We start from the raw sequence: 21610 nt of genomic DNA, 5'->3' as shown, positions 1-21610 counted from the left end.
GCCACCGGCTCGCCGTCCTCAGAACTGAATCGTTGCCGTGATGGAGTCCTGATAGGTGTCCGGTGCCGGGGTGGACGGCTGCGGAAGAATGCGGCCGTAGATCGTGATCGGTACCACGAGCCCCGTGCCGGTGCCGAGATAGGTCGATGTGCCGCCCGTGCCGTCGCCCCACGCGGTGGCATAGTTCGAATTGGTATAGAGCTGATACGGAATCGTTGCGCCAAAGTTCTGGCCCTTCAGCGTACGCGCCCCCACTTGCCCGCTTACGCCGCTGCTCAGGAGAATCTGATACGCGTCGTTGTTCGTGCATTGCACGGAAAGCGAGCCTTGTGCAGTCAATGTATTGCTCAGCGTGGTCGACGGTCCGAATGTGAGGCCTGTCGCGTTGATCGTGCACCTGTTGATGACCGTGACATTCACGGTAAACCCGTTCGTGGTGCCGTTCGAAAAGCCCGATGTGCCGCACGCGGGGGCGACCAGCAAATAGAACTGATAGGACAGCGTAACGGTGCTTGCCGCGTACGTCGCAGAGTAGAGGGTGTCGCCGTTGTTGGTACTCGGCACGGTGGTCTGGTTCGCCGCGATCTGCGTGTAAATGTCGATGTTCTTGCTGTCCGTGCCACCAAGGATCGAGTTGCTGAACGTGGTCGAGAGGGCGGTGGCGGCCGTAGATCCCCACGGCGTTGCGTATCCGCTGTCGGTGTACATGTTGTACGCAATCGTGTTGCTGCCATTCGCCAGCGTGCGCGGTGTCGTCCCCGAAAAGGTCACGCAGATCTTCACGTTCGGCACCAGATTGATCGCGCCCCAGGTGCAAGTGACCTTGACAGTGCCAGTCGTCGTCAGTGCAGTGCCTGTGATCGGGCTGAAGGCGGGCAGGGCGATGGTCGGCGCACCCAGCGAGCAGGTCTGTGCCTGCACCGTGGGGGCGGCAAACAAGCCCATCACAAAAAGGATCGAGAGCAGGACGAAGCGTTTCATCGATTTCTCCCCGGCGGTCTCGCTGAGGCGGGTTTGCCCTGCGGCGCGCAGACCAGTGGTCCGATACGCGCCATCGCGCCCTGCACGACCGGATCGTAGGCAAACGTCACGACGCATGTGCCGCTGTCCTGCGAAATCACAAGCGAATTATCGGGTTGCAGGGCGTCGACGAACGTCTGACCGTCGTAGCCGACAATCGTCTGCGCGCCCGTCTCACGATGGGTGACGCTTGCACCGACCTGCAACGGTGCGCCGTCCGGCGTGACCAGCGTGATGAGCGCGGCGCGATAGCGATGCACGGGGAACGCAACGAGCACCCCGGCCCCGGATTCGGGAATGACCGTGCGCGCGGCGGGCGAGATGCGCATGTCGGCGGGCAGCTCCGTCGGGTCGACGCTGAGACGGTTGATCTGATACCCGTTGAGATCGGGGATGACGAGATTGCCCATGCCGTTGGTGCGTCCGACCGGGAGTTGTTCGCGCAGCACGGGCACGCTGGCGTCGTCGTCTGTCTTGACCAGCGCGAAGCTGTCGTAGATGCGTCGTGCCGGATACAGGCCGCCATCCATGGCGACGACCGCCCCCGACAGTCCGAGTCCGACACGTGTCTGCCCATCGTACGTCTGCGCCTGTGCCGACGCCTGTCCGTATCGCCCCAGATACTGCGCCTGCGCCTGACCGATGCGCACGCTGTCGTTCACGCCGCCCAGCACATTCCATCCCCATCCGCCGCCGTAGTCCGGCGTGCGCGTGGCCCCGGCGAGGGCCTGCGTCGCGCCTTGTTGTCTGGCCAGCGACACCGACCCGACGGTATTCGGACCGAGGGTAAAGCTGAGCATTGCGAACACCCCGTAGCTGCGCCGATTCGCCAGGTCCTGAAAAGCCCCGACGTTAAGCGAGCCTAAGACACGCACCGGCCAGGAGACGTTGGCCGACAGCACGCGCGACGTCGGGAAGTCGGGCCCGCGCATGCCGATGTAGCTCAACGACAGCGTTCGGTTTTCCCAGAACGGCGTGGAAATGGTGACACGGTCCATGGCCGTTGGCACGCCCGAGCCGCCGAGCGTGGCGAGATCGCGGAAATCGCCGATGGTCCGCTGAAACAGTGAATCGAACGAGAAGCCGCGCGACAGGTATTGGTAGCCCACGCCGATCTGCGCGCCGTTGCGCTTGCCTGTAGCGCCGGACAGCGACCCGCTCACAACCCCATAGCCGGACATCGACACCAGCGCACCCACGCCCGCGTTCACCAGTCCTGACGAGCCTTCTGCGTGATATTCGGTCGTCAGCCGGTCGGACACGCCATAGCGGTACGCTGCAGAGGCGGCCACGCGATGCTCGTAGCCCCACGAACGGAATCCGTAATCGGCGCGCGGCACGCCTGCTTCGAACGAATAACTCGACAATCCCGCCGCCAACATGCGGGTGTCGATGTATAGCGGCACGTTGAGGACGCTCTCGCGCCCGAGCGCATCGCGCGTGACAACCGTCGCCTGGAGATTGCCGATCAGCCCCGGCGTTTCCCGAATCACGAACGTACCGGCGGGCACACTGCCGCCAAAGCGCCGTATGCCGTCGAGATAGACGTCGACGGACGAAGGGACTGCCGCCGAGCCGCCGAGCGTGGGCACGGGGAACGTGACGAGGTCGGGCCGCAGGGCAAAGTTCTTGCGCCACTGCACACCCGCCATGCGAATCGAGCGCGACCACGCCAGCGAACCGGAGATCGTGTCGCCTAGTTGCAGACTCGTCATCTCCACAGGATTGTCGTGACGCCAGAACGTGTCGTAGCGCAGATAGGCCTGACTCCCCGAATACGTGTCGAACACGCCCGTCTGACTGAACACGCCGCCCGGATGAAAGTATCGGAACTCGGTCCAGCTGGAGGCGCGCGTCGTCCGGTCGCGCTCGATCAGCGCGTCGTAGTTGAACACGAAGCCGCGCGATGTCATGGCGTTCGCCGCGCGCGGTGCGACACGGCCGATCTGGAACGGTACGCGCAGTGCATCGGGCACGTCGATGTCGATGCTCTGCCGCGCAGCGTCGTAGCGGTATTGCACGCCACCGATCCTGTCGAGCGGGACCTGTGCGTCGCCCGAGACGCTGAGCTGACTGACGTCGATACCGAGCGATTGCAGGTCATCGGCTGCGGCGCTGAAGCGTCCGTCGCGCAGGATGAAGTGGGCGATGGCGCCGGTCGCCGCACCGTTGACGGAGACATCGAGATAGTAATCGGCGGGCGTGGCTTCGGCGGCGGCTGCGTCCGGCACAGGCGTGAGCGCACCCGCGAACGCACTCGCCATCCTCGCCAGCCATATGACCGCCTGTCGTTGCCGAGGCGGGCTTTTTTTCCGCGCGCTGCGCGGGATGGGCGGCGCGAAGGATAAGGCGGGCGCAGAGGTGAGGGCGTTCGCACGGAGACGCGCGCGCTCACCCGCCGCCATCGATATTGACGACGAAGCGTGTGGGCACCGTGTTGATCGCGGCGTCGAGGGTGAGCGGCGAGGCAGGCGGTTTGCCGACCGGCCACGACACCTTGAACGCACGTCGTTGCCCTGCGAGCGCATAGCCGAGCAGACCGCTGGTCAGCGGGTGCGTCTTCCCCGCGGCGTCGACGAGACTGCTCGCCCCGATCTGCGCGCGAGTGCCGCCGAGGTTGTCGGCTTCGAGGTGCCACGCACCGTCGATACGTTTGAGCGTGAATCGCAGGTCGGGCTTCGCGGGCGCGGTCGGCGGTGCGACGAACACGGGAATCGAATAGCGCATATTAATGGTGATGCCGCTCTGCGCGGGCTGGCCGGGTTCAGGCAGTTCGTCGACGAGCAGGCGAAAACTTTGTTCGGTGGCGGGCGGCGTGTTCGTCACCCGCACGAGCCGGATGATCTGTGAACTGCCCGGTTCGATGCGCAGGATCGGCGGGCTGGCCGCAATGGCGTCGGTCGGCGTGAGCTTGTCCTCGCCATCCGCCTGCGTCCATGTGTAGATGCGGACCTGCCCGTAGACGATGGTGTCTCCCGGATTGCTCAACGTCATGCCGATGGCGTTCTGTTTGGCTGCGAATTCGGCATTGACGGGGGAAATCTGAAGCGTGGCGGCCGCAGCGGGCAGACTGACGAGCGTCGCGGCAAGAACGAGGATAAGAGGGGAGCGCAAAGCAATGTGGCGAACATATCCCGCCGCGCCGGTCATGGCGCGTCGCTCCGCCCCGAGGCGGAAAAGTGTCATCGTTGGCGCCCCGCTAGAAGTAAACGGTCGCGGTGATCGTCGTCGAATACGTATCGGGCCGGGGAATCGCGCCAGCCGATGTCGGGACTTGACCGTAGACGGTCAGGTTTTGTGCAGTGCCGGTACCGGTGCCGCCCACCGTATCGGTGCCCTGCGCCGTGCCCCAGTTGACGGTGTGCAGCGTGTCCTGAAAGAGCCCGAACCCGACCGTCGCCGTATTGCCGCTAGTCCCTGCCAGCAACCGTGCGGAGGTCGTCGAACCCGTGGTGGTGCCTGCGCTCAGGCCGACGTTGTAGGGCGTGGTATTCGTGCACGTCACCGTCAGGGTCGTCGTCGCCGTCGGTGCAGTCGACAGGTTGGAGACCTGCCCGAAGTTCATCGGCGTGGACGTGATCGAACAACCGGCCTGAATGAGCAGCGTGACGGTAAAGGTGCTGGTGGCGGTGCCGTTGCTGTAGACCGCAGCGACCGCAGGCAGCGGCGGAACAAGCAAGAGGCTTGCCAGGAGGGCGGTAATGCGCGCAGCTGGTTTATTCATCGTCGGTTTCTCGAAAAAACGTCGGAAGGACCTAGCGGCGCAAGGCAATGCAACTGCCCTCGCCGCAAACTACGTTGATACGCAAAGTACGTCGCACTACTTAGCGCACAGTGTATATCGCGCGCCCGTATTTGTGTCATGCGAGTGACGAACCGTCACGGCTTAGCTTATTTATTTCAAATGACCGTTTTAATCTCATACGACCAGACGCCAATGGCTAAGCGCAGCACTGCTAACTGTCATGCGTCTGTCATGCGCGAACGGTAACTTTCAAGCCGATTCAGGTTCTGTGCTCACCCGAAGGCGACGCGCGCCAACTCACGTCGCGCAGGTTCAGCAGATCCAGCCTTCCCAGCCAACGCCACTCTTGACGACATGACAGGCAGCTTCGCGCCGCTGCGCGCGTTCGCGCTTGCCGGCTTCGTGTTTTGCGGCGGTACGCTCGCCATCGCGCAGCCTGCGCTACGCAGCGGCGACGCCTTTCTGTCCTTCGATATCCCCGCACAACCCCTGTCCGACGCCTTGCGCGAGTTCGCCCGCGTCACCCGGTTGCCCACGCTATATAGAAGCGAACTGGTCGACGGGCTGGAGTCATCTCCGGTTCATGGGTTTCTGACGGCGCAAACGGCGCTCGCACAATTGCTGGAAAGTACGGGGCTCGTGGCGCAACGCATTGCCAGCGATACCGGACCGGCGTTCGTGTTGCGCGCAGCCGATGGTGCAACTTCGGGGGCGGCCGAGCGCGGAGGGCTTGGCAACCTTGCGGGCTATCCGGCGTTTGTTCAGGCGCGCGTGATGTCGGCCCTGTGCGCGAGTGCCGACACCGCGCCCGGCGCGTATCGGGCACTGCTGCGCTTTGGTGTCAGGCCGGGCGGTGCGCTTGAAAACGTCGAGCTGTTGAGTCGCACGGGCGACGCACGGCGCGACCGCGCCATCCTCGCCAGCTTGCAGCGTGTTGTATTGGACATCGCACCGCCCGCCGACCTGCATCAACCGCTCACGCTGTTGATCATACCGAACACGGCGCGCGCGACCGGTGCGACGACCCCATGCATGACTGCACGCCGGGAACGCTAGGCATGGCGCACGATTCTCAACCGGCCCTCTCCGAATATCTGATCCGCCACTACGGCGCGCTCAAGCGTCGGGTGACGCATCTGCTCGGCAGCAGCGATCTGGCCAGCGACGCCTTGCATGACGCATGGCTGCGGGTGAACGCCGAACCGGCACCGCCGTCGGATGACGCGAGCCACCCTGGGGAACCCGGTGAAGCCAGCGAAGCGGCCCACGCCCTGCCCACGTCGGTGCGCAGTCCCGGCAGCTATCTGGTGCGCATGGCGATCAACATTGCGGTGGACACATTGCGCCGCAATAGCCGCGCCTTACCGCTCGACGAAGTGGACGCGCTCATCGAACTGGCCGACCCCGCACCCGGTCCGGCACAGACGGTGCAGGCGCGCATGGAGATGCAGTCGATGATGCAGTGGCTGGAGCGCATGCCCGAGCGCCGTCGGGAGATCTTCGTGCTCGTGCACTTTGAGAACCTGCTTCAGTCGGATGTCGCGCAGCGTTTGGGGTGCTCCAAACGTACCGTGGAGTATGAACTCAAGCATGCGCACGACTATCTGGCGCGCAAACTGGAGCGCGACACGTAATGCAGCGTAAGAATTCGATCCGCGAAAAGTTTGCGGATTCCGCGCTCGCCATCCGTCTACCTACTGGCGGACGTGGCAAAACCGCGTGCGGGCCTCATCGGTGGGGCTTCGACACGACGGTGCGTGCCCCGGCGCTGCGCACCATCGAATAACAAGACAGACATGACTTCCATTCCTGACGACCACGCCAACACCCCGGACGAGCTGCATCGGCAAGCCTGGGTCTGGTTGCGCCTGCTCAAGTCGGACACCGTCAGGCAATGGGACGCCGAGCGATTCAGACATTGGCTCGACGCAAGCCCCGCGCACAAGGCGGCGTTCAATGCCGCCCGCGCGCAGTGGGACAGTTACAGTCCCGCAGCGGCGGCGCTCGGCCAGACACTCGGACGACGCACACCACCGGTACGGGTCGCCGTTCGCACGGGCCGCCGCGCCTTTCTCGGCACGATGGTCGCGGGTGGCGCCGCGTTGGCGGTGGCCGCTATCGTTCATCCCCCCGCCGGGCTGTGGCCGTCCCCCGATCAATGGGAGGCGGACTATAGCACCGCGACCGGCGAACAGCGTGCCATCCGGTTGGCTGGGCAAGTTGACGTCACGCTCAACACCCAGACCCGCATTCGTACGGAGGTGTCCGCCAGCGTACCCGGCATTGAACTGCTGAGCGGCGAAGCGGCCGTAGATCTGCCCGGTGGCCGGGGGAACGGTACGGGCAACGCGTTTGTCGTGGCGGCTGCAGGCGGCACGAGTTCGTCCACGTCGGGACGGTTCGAGGTGCGGTATCTCGACGGCCGCGTGTGCGTTACCTGCCTGTCCGGTGCGGTGCGTGTCGATCACCCGATGGGGCAGCGCGTGCTGCACGCGGCGCAGCAGACGGCGTACGACCGCCACCAACTCGCCGGTGTGACGCTGGCGGATGCCGCCAATGTGTCCGCATGGCGCAATGGCGAACTGGTGTTTCGTCAGACGCGTCTCGCGGTCGTGCTCGACGAGATCAATCGGTATCGTCCGGGCCGCATCGTGCTGATGAACGACAAGGTGCGCAACCAGCCCGTGAGCGGCAGCTTTTACATCGCATCGCTCGATCGCGCCATCGCCCAGCTGCAATACAGCTTCGATCTGCACGCCCGCCAGTTGCCGGGCGGCCTGCTCGTTCTCACCTGACCCGGTTGTCTCCCTTGAGGTGAAGCGCCTCGGCTATGTGGCCGGTGCGCTTCGCATGCCGTCGAAAACGCGCTGCCGTAGTCGTCTGCAAAAATTTTTGCGGACTCCATTCTCCGGGTTCGTCTTAGCTCGTCACGACGTTTCTGCGACACCGTCACTCGGGTCGTAGTACGCACAAATCTACGGGAAAAGCCGATTCGCACGCATCGGGAATGTGGCGTTGCGGGGGTGGCGCAGAATGAGGCGAGAGTTCCAGATGGTCACACGCGCACAGACGGGCAAGACGGTTCAGTCACGACATTCGACAGCAGGCGCGCGACGTTTGCGCCTCTCGCCAATGACGCACGCCGTCGCACTGGTGCTCGCCACCGGCAGCTTCTGGAGCGAAGCCCACGCGCAACAGGCGTTCAGCAGTGCATGGTTTGCCGCACGCGGCGCTGCGCAGAGCACGGCGGCGCAAACGGGACGCTTGCCCAACGGCATGCCCGTCTCGTCACTGCAAAACCCGGGCGAGCAGCAGCAACGCGCCAATCAGGCGTTGCAGAACTCCATCGCCAATCTCGCGACCGCAGCGCAAGGCATCGCCGCGATGCAGGCCGCGCAGACGGCGGCGCGTCAGGCCGCTGCCGCGTCTCCCGAAACGATTCCCGATGGGCTTGCCGAAGGTGGCCTGAAGGTCGACACGAACAGTCTCACTGCGGGCTGGATCAATGCGAAGAAGGACATCGCGCAATCGCGCGACACCGCAGGCAACACCAACGTCAAGCTCGAGCAGACGGGCGAGAAGGCCATTCTGAACTGGGAGACGTTTAACGTCGGGCGTCGTACGACGGTGGAGTTCGCGCAGCAGCCGGGCTGGGCGGTGCTTAACCGCGTGAACGATCCGAATGCGCGCCCCAGCCAGATTCAAGGACAGATCAAGGCGGATGGCACGGTCGTGATCGTCAATCGCAACGGCATTCAGTTCACGGGCACGGCGCAGGTCGATACGCGCAATCTGGTGGCCGCTGCCGTGGGCATGACGAACGATCAGTTCAATCGCGGCATCTACGGTACGGCGCTCGCAGGTGCGACGGTGCCGACATTCGCCAATGACCTGAACGTCACCGGCTCGGGGTTCTCGCACACCGGGGCGACGGCCAATGTGGTCGTCGATGCGGGGGCGCGCATCAACACGCGCAAGCCGCAATCGGTGACGGAAGGCGGCGGTTACGTGCTGCTGCTGGGTCGCGAAGCGCATAACCGGGGCACGATCGTCACGCCCTCGGGCCAGACCGTGATCGCAGGCGGTGACGCGTTCGTCATCCGTCGCGGCATGGGCACGGACGGCAATCCGAACTCCAGCACACGTGGCAACGAAGTCACGCCGAGCCTCCTCGCGGGATCGACGGCCGGACGCGTGAGCAACAGCGGTTTGATTCAGGCCCCGCTGGGCGACATCTCGCTGGTGGGGCGTCAGGTCGAGCAAAGCGGCGTGCTGGTCACCACGACGTCCGTCAACACGCGCGGCACGATTCACTTGACGGCGAGCGGCGACACGAATGCGCTGGTGCGCGTGGCACCGGGAGCACTGAATGCCATCGTGCTCGATACGTCCGGAGACACGGCGCTCGACGTGCAGCGCTCCACGTTACTTGCCGACACGGCGAAGGTGGCGGAATCCGGGTTGTACAACCGTCGCGATCAGTCACTCGTGCAGATCGTCTCGTCGGGCGATGTTTTGCTCGACAGCGACACGCTCACGCTCGCCACCGGCGGGCAGATCAATGTCGCCGCCACCCGGCGCATGCTCGCGATGGAGCGCGCCAGGCTCGACGTGTCGGGCGCCGTTGGCGTACAAGTCGCGATGAGCGCGAACAATCTCGAAGTCAACATTCAGGGCAACGAGCAACGCGACGCACCGACCAATCGCGACACGCAGCGACTCAACAACCTGACCGTCTTCATCGACCGCCGCTATCTGGTACGAGTGCCAGCAGGCACGCAAGGCTATACGACGGACCGTTGGTATACCCCGGGCGGCCTGCTCGAAGTCAGCGGCTATCTGAACACCGCACAACACAGCGTCGGCGAATGGGCAGCGCAGGGGGGCACGGTGCAACTGGGCGGCGCGCAAGTCGTGACGCGCGCCGGTTCGCTCATCAATCTGGCGGGCGGCACGCTTGACGTGCAGACCGGCATGATCCGTCAGAGCTGGCTGCGCGGCGAAGACGGGCAGATGTATCGCGTCGACAATGCGCCGGGCGATCTGCGCATGCTCGGCGTGTATCGCGGCTTTGAGGTTACGCATGCGCGCTGGGGCAAGGGGACGACCGAAGCCTATGAAACGCCCTTTATTGCGCCCGGACAGCGGTTGGAGAACGGGTACACGGTAGGCCGCGATGCGGGACGTCTGATCATCGCGGGGGTATCGGCGGTACTCGAAGGTGATGTGGACACAACGGTCTATCAGGGACCGCGTCAGACGCAGGCCGCCGACCGGGGCGTGTACGACGGCTATCTGCAATCGCAACTCGCTGCACCGCGTAGCGGGCAACTGATCGTCGGCAAGCTCACGCCGTATTACGACGACACCGCACTCACATTGCGCGACAGTCCGTCTGCGGTGGTACGCACCATCGACGTGGGCGATGTGCAGGCACTGGTGGCCTCCATTGGACTCGGGTCGGCGTTCGATACGCAACGCGCTGGCAAACTCTCGCTCGACGCCGGTTGGTTGAATCGCCAACACTTTGGCGGCGTCAAACTGCTGGCGAGCGAGAGCGTCGCCGTGACACGTCACCTGCAAGTGGCGGACGGTGGCGACATCGGGCTGCATGCGACACGCGTCGACATCGGTGCAGATCTGACGGCGCGCGGTGGGGCGATCAATGCGGGCAACATCCTGACACGCGTGGCGGACAACTCGACCGGCACCTGGCTGGACATCCCCATTGCCGACCCGGCGAGCGTCGGCAGCGAGCAGTACGTGAAGGTGGCGAACGGTGTCACGCTCGACGCTCGTGGTCTGTGGAGTCGCGCCGACGATGGCGAGGATGGCTTGCGTGGCATGCCGTTCGTGAATGGTGGCAACGTGGTGTTGTCGAGCACGGGCGACGTGCGCCTGACGGCTGGATCGGCCATCGACGTGTCGTCAGGCGCTGCGTTGCTCTCGAACGGCACTGTTCGCGGCGGCAAGGGCGGCAATGTCTCGCTGCTGGCCAGTCAGTACGACAACGTCGGCACGCGCACCGGAACATTGCGGCTCGACGGCGCGCTGCGCGCCAATGGCGTGAGCGGCGGCGGCACGTTGAAGCTGGACACGGGCACTGGCGTCATCATCGGTGGCAAGGGTCTTGCGCAGGACGGATGGCTTGCACCCGGCGAGACGATGCCCGTCGGGCTGACGTTGCTACAGGATTACACGATCAAAGCGGGCACGGTGCTGCCCATCGATTACAAGCTGAGCATTTCGCGCGCGAAGCCCGGTCAGCCGATTCAGGCGCAGCTCGCGTTCAGCATGACGCAACTGACGGTTCTCGCCGCCCCATGGACCGTACCGAGCGGCGCAGGCGGCACGGTGTACACCGTCTACGACGAACTCAATTTCTCTTTCTCCTCGGGGCAGGTCGTCCCGGCGGGACGCAAGCTCTCGCGTTCGTCAGGCACGCTCGCAACCAACTACGTACTGCCGGCAAACGTGTTCCCGAACGGCATGCCTGTCGTGCCCTTCGATGTTGTAGCCAAAGCGGGCGTGCCGACGACTGTCGATATGGTGCTCGACCGTGGCGCGTTCCTGCCCATTGGCTTCACGCCCGGCGAAGCGGTGAAAGTGGCGTCACCGACCGTCGTCGCGCCGGGCTATTTCTCCACTGGCTTCTCCCGATACGACGTGACGGGCCAAATGGGGGCGGTGATCTCGGACAATGCGCGCCTCGACGTCCACATGCCGGTGCTCAACGTAGACATGCAGGCCGCGCGCGACGCCCTCAGCGGCAGCGATCCGTCGCGTGTGCTGAGCGCCTGGCTACCGCCCGTCTGGCAAAGCAACGCTGTCTCGGGCGCAGTCTCGCAGCGTGGCGGCGCCGACTTTGCCCTCACGGCGGGTTCGCAAGCCAAACGTGGGCCGATAAGCGTCGGCAACGGCGCACTGATCGAGGTCGATCCGGGGCGCAGCATCACGCTCACGTCCAATGACCAGATGACGATGCTCGGCGGACTTCGCGCGTCGTCGGGTACGGTGAGCCTGCTCGCAGGCGATTTCGGAACGGGCGACGCGCGAAATCTGCCGGAGGGTGTGCTCACGCCGCGCTCGATCTGGATCGGCGGCGACGCCGTGATCGATGTGGCCGCGCGACCCTTCACGGCGCAGTCGGCGTCCGGGGCGGCGACCGGCAAGGTACTGGCGGGCGGGACGATTCAGATCGGCGCGAAGTACACGCCGGGTGCGACGCAGGTCGACGCGGCCGACGCCTTTGTGATCGTGCGCCCGGGCGCGACGCTCGACGCATCGGGCACCGCCGCCGATATCGACGTCCCCGGGCAGGGGCGCACCCGCGTGAGCAGCAACGGCGGCGTGATCTCGCTCGCGTCCGGCCGTGGGCTGTATCTCGACGGCGACATGAAGGCAGCCTCAGGCGGGGCAGGCGCTGCGGGTGGCACGCTGAATGTCGTACTGGAGACACCGGTCTACGGGAAGGTCGACCGCGTGACGCTGGTCGGCGCGAACGTCGACGACGCGGTTCGCGTGCCGCGCGAGCTGATCGTCACGCAGACACAAGGCGAAAGTGTGCTGTCCAAAGACCTGCGTGCCGGTCAGATGAGCCTGCCGGGTGCTGCTCAGAACGGTCTTACGTTGGGCACCGCTCGCATCGGCGTCGACCGTGTGACGTCGGGCGGCTTCGACAACCTGTCGCTGCTCGCGAACGGCATGATCGACTTCGACGGGAACGTGAACCTGTCACTGGGGCAGAGTCTGCGTCTGACGACGAACGCGCTCGGTCTGGCCAGGAGCGCGCCGGATACGACGCAAGTGCGGCTGAGCGCGCCCTACGTCCTGCTCGACGGTGCGACACGCCGTCAGGAAGACAACTTCATCATGCCGAACGCCATCATCGGCTCGAAGAACACCGGCTCTGGCACAGGCACACTGGGCGCGGCGCGGCTCGCGTCAGGTGCGAAATTCGAGATCGACGCCGCGCTGATCGACCTGGCGGGCATGCTCCAGTTCGGCACGGCAGGGACCATCGTCACCAACGCGGGCACGCCATTGCGCGTAGAACGTCTGGCGTTCGGCGACGTGGCGTTACGTAGCGCAGGCGACCTGCGTCTTAAGGACAAGACGGCGTTTTACTCGGCTGGCGACCTGACGCTGGCCGCCGCGCAGATCTACCCGACGACGGATGCCATCGCCAGAATCGTGGTTGGACAGCGCAGCTTTATGGGCGATTGCTGCGTGGAAACGCGTCTCGACACGGATCGCGTGCTGCGGATCGAACGCGCGGGCGACGGCTCGCCTGCTCAGCCGTTCTCGCTCTTTGGCACGTTATCCCTGATGGCGCCCACGATCCGGCAAGGGGGTGTCCTGCGTGCACCGATGGGACAGATCAACGTCGGCTCGCAACTCGCTTACGAGATCAACTCGCGACTGCAACTGCTGCCCGGCAGCGAGACGTCAGTGAGCGCCAACGGGCTCACGATGCCGTACGGCGGCACGCTCGACGGCCTGAGCTATCTGAACGCCGGTGCCGACGCCCTCTACGGGGCGGCAGGCAACGGGCCCTCGATCGTCATCAACAGTCATGCCATCGACGTGCAGCCCGGCGCTGTCGTCGATCTCTCCGGCGGTGGCCGGATTCTCGGCGCGGCGTTTCTGACGGGACGCGGCGGTTCGGTCGATGCGCGCCTCGCACCGCTGATGCAGGTTGTGCAGTCGGGCGGCAAGGCGACCTTCCGCCTGCCGAGCGGGTCGTCGAACCTCGTCTACGCCATCGTACCGGGCGCGCAGGCAGCCTACGCCCCGGTGCTCAAGGATGTCGGTGCCGGTGCGCCGGGCGTGGGACAGCAGATCACGATTGGCGACGGCGTGCCGGGCTTGCCTGCGGGCACCTACACGCTGTTGCCGTCGACATTCGCGCTGATGCCTGGGGCGTACCGCGTTGAGTTGCAGACGCAGGCGAGCACGCAGGCGGGGCAGGCGCCGGTGGCGATGCGCAACGGTTCGCTCACGCTGCCTGTGCAGTTGAGCGTGAACAACACGGGCATTCGTCAGGCGTCGCCGACACAGGCGGTGCTGACGTCGGCCGACGTATTGCGCACGTACTCGCAGTACAACGAGATGAGCTATTCGGATTTCGCGCGGGCGCTGGCCAAGCGCGAGGGCGTGCCTCGCGCGCTCATCGAAGCCGATGCGAAACGCCTCGACTTCCGTTTCCTCGATGGCACCTACGAAGGCAAGATCGGCGACGGTCCTGCGTTCACGTTCGACGGCACGGCACGGGTTGCCCCGTCGACGGGGGGGTACGGTTCGAGCCTGCTCGTAGGGCTCGCGGGTAGCGGGAAGCTGGAGATTCTCGGCCCCGGCGCAACGCCGTCATCCCCGAACCGCCGCTTGGTTTCGGTGGGCGCGCGCGACATCAACGCGGTCGGTGCGGCACGCGTCGGGATCGGCGCATTGCCGTCGGTGGCGTTCGACGCAACTGGCTCGATCCGCTCGGCGACTAGCGCGACCTTCGGCAGCACGTCCGTGGGCGACATCGAACTGCGCGGTGGCGCGGTGCTGCGCGGCAGTGACGTGTTCCTGGTGACGAGTTCCGCGACTGGCGGTATTCGAATCGAGCAGGGCAGTGGCATCAGTACGCTCGGATACGGGATGCCGATGTGGGATTCGACGTTGGGATACGTCTACTCTCCGGGGGCCGCGGGGGTGCTGGCCGTGTCGAACGGCCGTCTGGCGGTGCGGCCACCCTCGGCGGGCACAGAAACGTCCGGGGCGGGTTACATTGACCTGGGGGCATGCGCATCGACAGCGATCTGTTCGGGCGAGACGCTGCTGTTGTCGGAGGGCACGATTGCAGTGGCGACGGACAAGCGTTTCACCATCACCGATGCTGTTCGCTACGGAACGCGCAATCTCTCGCTGGCGGTCGGGCGCGTCAACGTCGCGGATCAATCGACGCTCAATGCCCTGAGGGCCGTCGGCCGCCTCGCCGACGGCCTGACACTCAACCAGCAGGTGCTCACGCGTCTCATGAAGGGCGATACGGCGTACGGCGCACCTGCGCTAGAGAACCTGTCGCTGATCGCGCGCGACTCGATCAACTTTTTCAATTCGGTGGATCTGTCCACCATCGATGCCGTGACCGGCAAATCGACCATCGATACGCTAGTGCTCGGCACGCCCGCGATCTTCGGCTACGGCGCCAGCGACGCCGTCGCCCGGATTCGTACGGATCATCTGGTGTGGTCCGGGGCGCGCGCGCCGACCGGTGCCGTGACGGCTGGCGGCGCGGGCACTGGCAGTGGACGATTGGTCATCGAGGCACGCAATATCGAATTCGGAGACGGACCTGGCACATTGCCCGACGTCAACCATGACATGAACCGCGTGGCCGTCGGCTTCTCTATGGTCGAACTCAATGCCGCCGAGCGTGTAACGGCAAACCACAAGGGATCGTTCTCGGTCTACCGCGCGCAGGGCGGCTGGAACCCGCAGACGCAGAACTACGATTACAGCGGCGGCGATCTGGTGATCGATACGCCGATGCTCACGGGCGCTGCGGGGTCTGTGAACCGGTTCGTCGCGGGCGGCAATCTGAGCGTGGGCAACGCCAGCGCCCGTCAGAAACCGGTACTCGACAACGGATTGCTGGTATCGGCGCTGGGTGCGGAAGTCGGGTTGAGCGCGGGCGGTGCGGCGCGCGTCGATACGAACATCGTGCTGCCCAGCGGCAAGCTCACGGTCTCGGCGCAAGGCGACGTCACGCTCGCCGACGGCGCACAGCTCGACCTCGCCGGACGCAAGCTCGATTTCTTCGACGTCAGCAAATTCAGCTGGGGCGGTGACGTCATTCTCTCCAGCGTGGACGGTAACGTCCGTCAGGCAGCGGCCTCGCGCATCGACCTGTCGGCAAAGGAGAACCGGGCAGGCAAGCTGTCGGTGGTGGCGCTGGGCGGTACTGCCGGATCGGTGTCGCTTGCCGGTCAGTTGCTCGGCGGTGCGAGCGGTAAATATGACGCAGGGGGCACGTGGGTGCCGTTTGCGGCCGGTGGCCTCGACGTGCGTGCACAGCGCATCGATGACTTCGCAGGACTCAATGCGCGGCTCGGCCAGGGTGGCGTGTTCGGCAGCCGCAGTTTCCAGATCAAACAGGGCGATCTCGTTGTCACCAACGAACTCAAGGCGCGTGAGGTGACGCTGTCGGTCGACGGCGGACGTCTCGATGTGCTCGGCTGGGTGGACGCGAGCGGCGAGCAGGCCGGTGTCATTCGCCTGTCGGCGCGCGACGGTGTGGGCATCGGCGGCAACGCCGTGCTCGATGCACACAGCACCACGCTGCGCGTGGACAGCTACGGCAAGCCAATCGAAGCGTCCAACCGGGCCGTTATCGAGATCAACGGCAACGATGGCCGCGTGGTGCTCGCCGACGGTGCACGCATGGACGTGCGTGCCGGGACCGGCGACGCGCGCGGCGCGTCGGTTGTCGTGGGCACTGTCGAGATCAGCGCCAGGCGATTGGGGTCGAACGGCGCGGGCAACGCGACGGGCAACGACATCGCCATCGATGCGGGCGGCCACATCGTCATCGATGGGGCACGCTCGATTACCGTCAATGGCATGCAGCGCGACGCCAATGCACGCCCGGGCACCGACGTGTCGGTCGATGGACGCCAGTATCAGATCGTCGATAAGGACTATCTCGACACGTTGCACGCGCAGAGCGAGACGTTCATGAACAATGCCGTCGCGAATCAGGCATTGCTGACGCGTCTGGCCGGGTTGCGTCGCTATACGGATGCTTTCCATCTGCGCCCCGGTGTCGAGATCGTGAGTGCGACACCCAACGGCGACATCCATATCGACGGCGACATCGACTTGTCGAAGTATCGCTACGTCAGCCTGAATCCGAACACACAGAAGACTGGCGTATACGGCAGTGGCGAGGCGGGCGCGTTGACGATTCGCGCAGGCGGCAATCTGAACATCTATGGCAGCGTGACGGATGGCTTCGACACGACAAAACTGACCAGTTCGCCGGACGACAAGGGCTGGATTCTGACCAGTGGCACGGCAGGCTGGGGTGGCGACGCCGTCGTGCCTGCGGGGGGACTCGTCACGCTCGTCAAGGGCACGGTATTCCCTGCCGAGCGCGCGCTTAACTACGACATCCCTGTGGCGGCCGTCACGCTGCCAGCAGGCACACGTCTGCCGACGCGCGTCACGTTGTCGGCAGACCTTACGCTGCCCGCCGGGACGGTACTCGCCGGTGCCGTGCGCGATGCATCGGGCAACGTCGTGTACGCCGCCGGTGCGGTGCTGTCGTCGGCGATCACGCTGCGCAGCGGCGCGCAACTCGACGCCGGTATCGTGCTGCCATCCGTCGCACCGGTACGCGCGATGACGTGGCCCTCGGGCGCTGTCATGCCGGTGTCTTTCGTGCTCGCGAGCAATATCGCGTTGCGCAAGGGCGCGATCATTCCGGCGGAGACCGACGTGAAGCTGCCGGGAGGCGCGATATCGGTCAACTTGCGTCCGGCGGATACCACCGGCGCGCAAGGCCAGACGCTGGCGCTGGCACCCATGCTCGCGCCGGGATCGGCGTCATGGTCGATGCGGCTGGTCGCCGGTGCGGATACCACGGCGGCCGACCCGCGCGCACTGCGCCCGTTCGCAAGCGACGGTCATCTTGTGCTCTCGGACACGCACTACGGCATGGGTGAGGAGCGTAACATCGTGCCGGGCACCGGTTCGCTCGGCGTGTATCGCTGGGGCGCAGACGGCAACGCGCCGGGCGAGATCGTCACGCCGCAGGAACTGGCCGACTGGGCGATCTTCACCGAAGACGATGTTGCGATGTGGAACGGTTGGGGTGACTATTTCAAGCTCGTGACGCCGGGAACACCGCCTGATTATGTCGTCGAGGTCAAGCCTGCGCGCGAGCCGATCTTCAGCGTGCTGCGTACCGGCACCGGCGATCTCGATCTGCTCGCTGGCGGCAACCTGACGATGAATTCGCTCTATGGCGTCTACACGGCGGGCACGCAATCGCGCAACGTTGCGAGCCAATACAACATGGCGCGCGCCAAAGTGAAGGACGCGAACGTCCTCGGCGAGAAGGGCGGCACGCTTGAAAAATTCGTCGATGGCGGTGCGCAGAGTCTCTACTCGGCGTGGTACCCGGAGCATGGGGGTAACGTGCTCGTGCGCGCGCAGGGCGATATCCGCGGCGATACTGTGGGCGTGCGCAACAACTATCAGCGCTCGCTTCCATTCGGACAGCCCCGTGAAGGGAACGATACGTCCATCGTCGGCAACTGGGTCTGGCGTCAGGGTTCAGGCTCGGCGATCGCGCAGGGCGGTGTGCCGAGCGCGTGGTGGATCAACTTCGGCACCTACGCCACGGGTCCGTCGGAGGGCTATTCGTCGTACTCGACGTCCCCTTTCCTGCTCGGCTTCACGGGTATCGGCACTCTCGGCGGGGGCAATCTGGTGCTCGAAGCGAGCGGCAACGTCGGCATGCTGGAGTCGCGCATGGGACCGGGAGGAGGTTTTGGCACCTCTGCCACGTCGCGCAGTGAAGGGTTGAACCTCGCAGTGGCCAGCACCGGTCGCATCTCTGCGGATGGTACCCAGATCGAACTGACGGGTGGCGGCGACCTCGACATTCGCATCGGCGGTGGACTGAATCCGGTTCGTGAGGTACGCGCCCTGACGTCAGTCGGCAGTGTCGTCACCGATACCTCGGCATGGAGAAACGGCAACATCGGCCTGAACGGCACGTTTACCAACCTGCGCGGTGCGACCCGCATCGCGGCGGGTGCACTCGGCGGGGTCGACACGTGGTTCGGTGCGCCGGACCTGCGAGAGTCGCGTGCCATCGATCCTTTCGTCGCGGAGTTCGCACACGCCACGGGCGGCCCTACGCTCGTGCTGGGCGATTCCGCTGCGCGCATCGAGACACGTGGCGATCTGGTGATTGGTGGCTACGGCGATGCAACGCGCACGTCGCAACGCACCAACGGCACGCCGTTCTCGTACCACGGCGTGAATTACAGCGGCGAAGGCTATAGCTGGTTCACGCTATGGACGCCGTCGACGGCGATCGATCTGCTGAGCGCGGGTGGCAACGTCGCACCGCTCACGGCTATCGCCGACGCGCAGCGCGACACCACGAATTACTCGCCCAGCGACGGTCGTTTCGTCCTGCCATCCGTGCTTCGGGTGGCGACGGGCGGCGGCAATGTCTACAACGGATATTCGGCCACCGGCATTACTGCGCAGGACGGCGGGCCGTCCTCAGGTTTCTGGCCGATGTTGCTGGCGCCGACACCTGTCAGTTCGCTGTTCGCGGTGCCCAGTGACGGTGGCGCACTGGAGATGCTCGCGGCGCGTTCGATCTACGGTTCCGGCTTCCAGATGAGCCGCTCTGCGGCGGACCCGAGCGCATTGCCCACGCCGCAGTCGCCCGCGTTCGCAGGAGGGACCCGCACCATGGTCTGGGGACGCGCCTATCTCACGAATGTGCGTCAGGATGCGCTTGCGCCGTCGATCTTCGAGTTTTACGGTCCTGAGGCTGCGAACACGTTTCCGCTGTTCAGCCTGACGCCTGCGACCGTCTCAGGATACGTCTACGACCGCGTGTCGCCAGGACGCTTCTACTCGGTCACGGGGGACATCGTCGGCTTGCAGACGGGAGCGATCGATTATCGTGGATCGATCCAGCCGCGACAGGGCACACAGCCGACCTGGTACGAAGGCAACGGCGCGGTCGTCATTCGTGCAGGGCGCGACATCGTGGATTCCGGCACGCCGCTCACAGGTGCGGTGGCGACCAGCGGCGACTTCGCAGGCTGGACGACGCAGCCGGATTACCTTGACCCGGTTAACAATCCGGGACAACCGAAGCCGGCAGGGGCCGTCGTGTCGAAAGGCAATCTGATCGTGCACAACTTCGCCGACGACATTTCCATTGTGTCGGCCGGGCGTGATATTCGCTACAGCACGTTCTACGTCGCGGGTCCGGGCGCGCTGGAAGTTACCGCGGGACGCGATGTCCTGATGGGCGACCGCGCGGAGTTGCGCAGTCTGGGCGCGCTGGCCAACGTCAAACCGGGGGATCGCAGCAACGGCGCCGCGATTGCCGTGGCTGCGGGCGTGGGCACGAAGGGCCTCGATGGCGTAGATTTCAAACGCTTCGCCGCACGCTACCTCGACGCCGCCAATCTCGCGGACGCTGGCCGACCGTTCGCGGGTCAACCGGGCAAGGCGGTGGTCGTCTACGGTGGCGAGCTGACGCTCCCCGGATGGTTGCGTCAGGAGTTCGGTTATCAGGGCGATGCGGCTGGCGCCGACGCCTTCCTTGTCACCAAGCAGGCGGAACTGGATGCCGCCACCCGGTCGGCAGGGGCGGCGGGCGGCGTCGCCAGGCGTGACTTGCGCACTGAGTTCGCGCAGCAGAGTCAGTTGCATCTCGTGAACTGGTTGAGCACGCGCTTTGGCGCACGCAACGGCCTCGGGCTGCATTTCGATGCGGCGTCGATGGATGCTGCGAAGTTCTTCGACGGCTTGCCGCCCGAGCAGCAGCGAGCGTACCTGCGGGACGTGTATTTCGCAGAGTTGCGTGCATCCGGGCGCGAGTACAACGACGCGAACGGTCCGCGCGCGGGAAGCTATCTGCGCGGCCGCGAAGCCATCGCCACGCTTTTCCCCTCGCACGACGAAAGCGGCACGGCGCGCTCGTACGACGGCAGCCTGACGATGTACAGCAGCGCGACGTATTACCTTGAGAACCTCTATCGCGATCAGTCGACGACGCGCCCCTTGCCGGGGGTGAAGTATCTGACGGAGGCGCAGTGGATTGCGCGCGGCAGCCCGCAGTACGACGTGGCGCACTACGAGGTCAAGGACGCTGGTATTCACACCGACTTCGGCGGCGGCGTGAGCATACTCACCCCGGGCGGGCGCACGCTGATCGGCGTGGACGGTGGCTTCGTGCCGGGAGAAGGGTCGGGTGTCCTCACGCAGGGGCGCGGTAACGTGGATCTGTATTCGCGAGACAGCATCCTGTTGGGCCAGAGCCGTATCTTCACGACGTTCGGCGGCAATGTGCTGGCGTGGTCGGCGCAAGGCGACATCAACGCCGGGCGCGGTTCGAAGTCGACGGTGGTCTACACGCCGCAGCGTCGTGTGTACGACGAGATGGGCATGGTTTCGCTGTCGCCGACGACGCCGAACACCGGAGCCGGTATCGCAACGCTCAATCCGATTCCGGAGATTCCGCCGGGCGACATCGACCTGATCGCGCCGCTCGGCACGATCGATGCGGGCGAAGCGGGCATTCGCGTGTCCGGCAACGTCAACATCGCGGCGCTACGCGTGCTGAACGCCGACAACATTCAGGTGCAGGGTAAGTCGGTGGGCATTCCGACCATCGCGGCGGTGAATGTGGGGGCGTTGACGAACGCGAGCGCGACGGCCGCACAAGCCGCTGCGGCGGCGCAGGACGCCGTGTCGCGCGACCGGGCCAGCCAACGCGCAGGACAGTCATCGATCTTCACGGTGCGGATGCTGGGCGCGTCGGTGCAGGGTTCGGAGGGCGAGGCGCAAGGCAAGCCGTCGGCGGCGAACGGCGATGCAGCGCGCTACGGTGCGGGCTATCGTTACGATGCAGCAAGCCCGGTGCAGATTCTCGGCATGGGCGGCAAGGTCGATCCCGCGCTGTGGCGTAGCCTGAGCGACGCCGAGCGTAAGCGGATGCAACCCGTGGCGGCGCAGAGTCACTGAGGCCGCATCACCGATGCGGGAGGGTAATCCGATGGACGGGGCCGGGGGCGATTGCCGTCGGCTCCGTTT

The 21610-nt window shown here is 65.3% G+C and carries 8 protein-coding genes; 4 read left to right on the top strand and 4 right to left on the bottom strand.

Going from position 1 to position 21610, the window contains the following annotated elements:
- Positions 1-18: 18 nt before the first annotated feature.
- From NA29_RS16775 to NA29_RS16760, 4 genes are all read right to left on the bottom strand, one after another.
- The gene (locus tag NA29_RS16775; RefSeq protein WP_039399712.1) at positions 19-981 is read right to left on the bottom strand and encodes a Csu type fimbrial protein; all 963 of its coding nucleotides are present in this window, start codon (positions 979-981) and stop codon (positions 19-21) included.
- Positions 978-3284: a fimbria/pilus outer membrane usher protein gene (locus NA29_RS16770; protein WP_052253007.1), complete on the bottom strand. Its 2307-nt coding sequence runs from the start codon at positions 3282-3284 to the stop codon at positions 978-980. The genes NA29_RS16775 and NA29_RS16770 overlap by 4 nt, the downstream gene beginning before the upstream one ends.
- 127 nt (positions 3285-3411) lie before the next feature.
- Entirely contained in the window at positions 3412-4206 is a 795-nt protein-coding gene (locus tag NA29_RS16765) for a fimbrial biogenesis chaperone (protein ID WP_224786909.1), read from the bottom strand.
- Positions 4207-4219: 13 nt separating this feature from the next.
- Positions 4220-4744 carry a spore coat protein U domain-containing protein gene (locus tag NA29_RS16760; RefSeq protein ID WP_039399711.1) on the bottom strand — a complete coding sequence of 175 codons (525 nt, stop codon included), beginning with the start codon at positions 4742-4744 and terminating at the stop codon, positions 4220-4222.
- A gap of 375 nt (positions 4745-5119) precedes the next feature.
- Here NA29_RS16760 and NA29_RS16755 point away from each other — a divergent pair, with 375 nt between their 5' ends.
- From NA29_RS16755 to NA29_RS16740, 4 genes are all read left to right on the top strand, one after another.
- Positions 5120-5821, top strand: a complete 702-nt coding sequence (locus NA29_RS16755; RefSeq protein WP_052253006.1) for an STN domain-containing protein — start codon at positions 5120-5122, stop codon at positions 5819-5821.
- Positions 5822-5823: 2 nt separating this feature from the next.
- Positions 5824-6399: an RNA polymerase sigma factor gene (locus tag NA29_RS16750; protein WP_039399710.1), complete on the top strand. Its 576-nt coding sequence runs from the start codon at positions 5824-5826 to the stop codon at positions 6397-6399.
- A gap of 162 nt (positions 6400-6561) precedes the next feature.
- Entirely contained in the window at positions 6562-7560 is a 999-nt protein-coding gene (locus NA29_RS16745; RefSeq protein WP_052253005.1) for a FecR family protein, read from the top strand.
- Between the two features lie 256 nt (positions 7561-7816).
- Positions 7817-21541, top strand: coding sequence for a filamentous hemagglutinin family protein (locus NA29_RS16740; protein WP_052253004.1), 13725 nt, complete (start codon positions 7817-7819; stop codon positions 21539-21541).
- Positions 21542-21610 lie beyond the last annotated feature (69 nt).

The organism is Pandoraea sputorum (genome assembly GCF_000814845.2).
Classification (GTDB): domain Bacteria; phylum Pseudomonadota; class Gammaproteobacteria; order Burkholderiales; family Burkholderiaceae; genus Pandoraea; species Pandoraea sputorum.
Note: the sequence above shows the minus strand (reverse complement) of the source record. Positions and strands in the feature narration are given on the sequence as shown.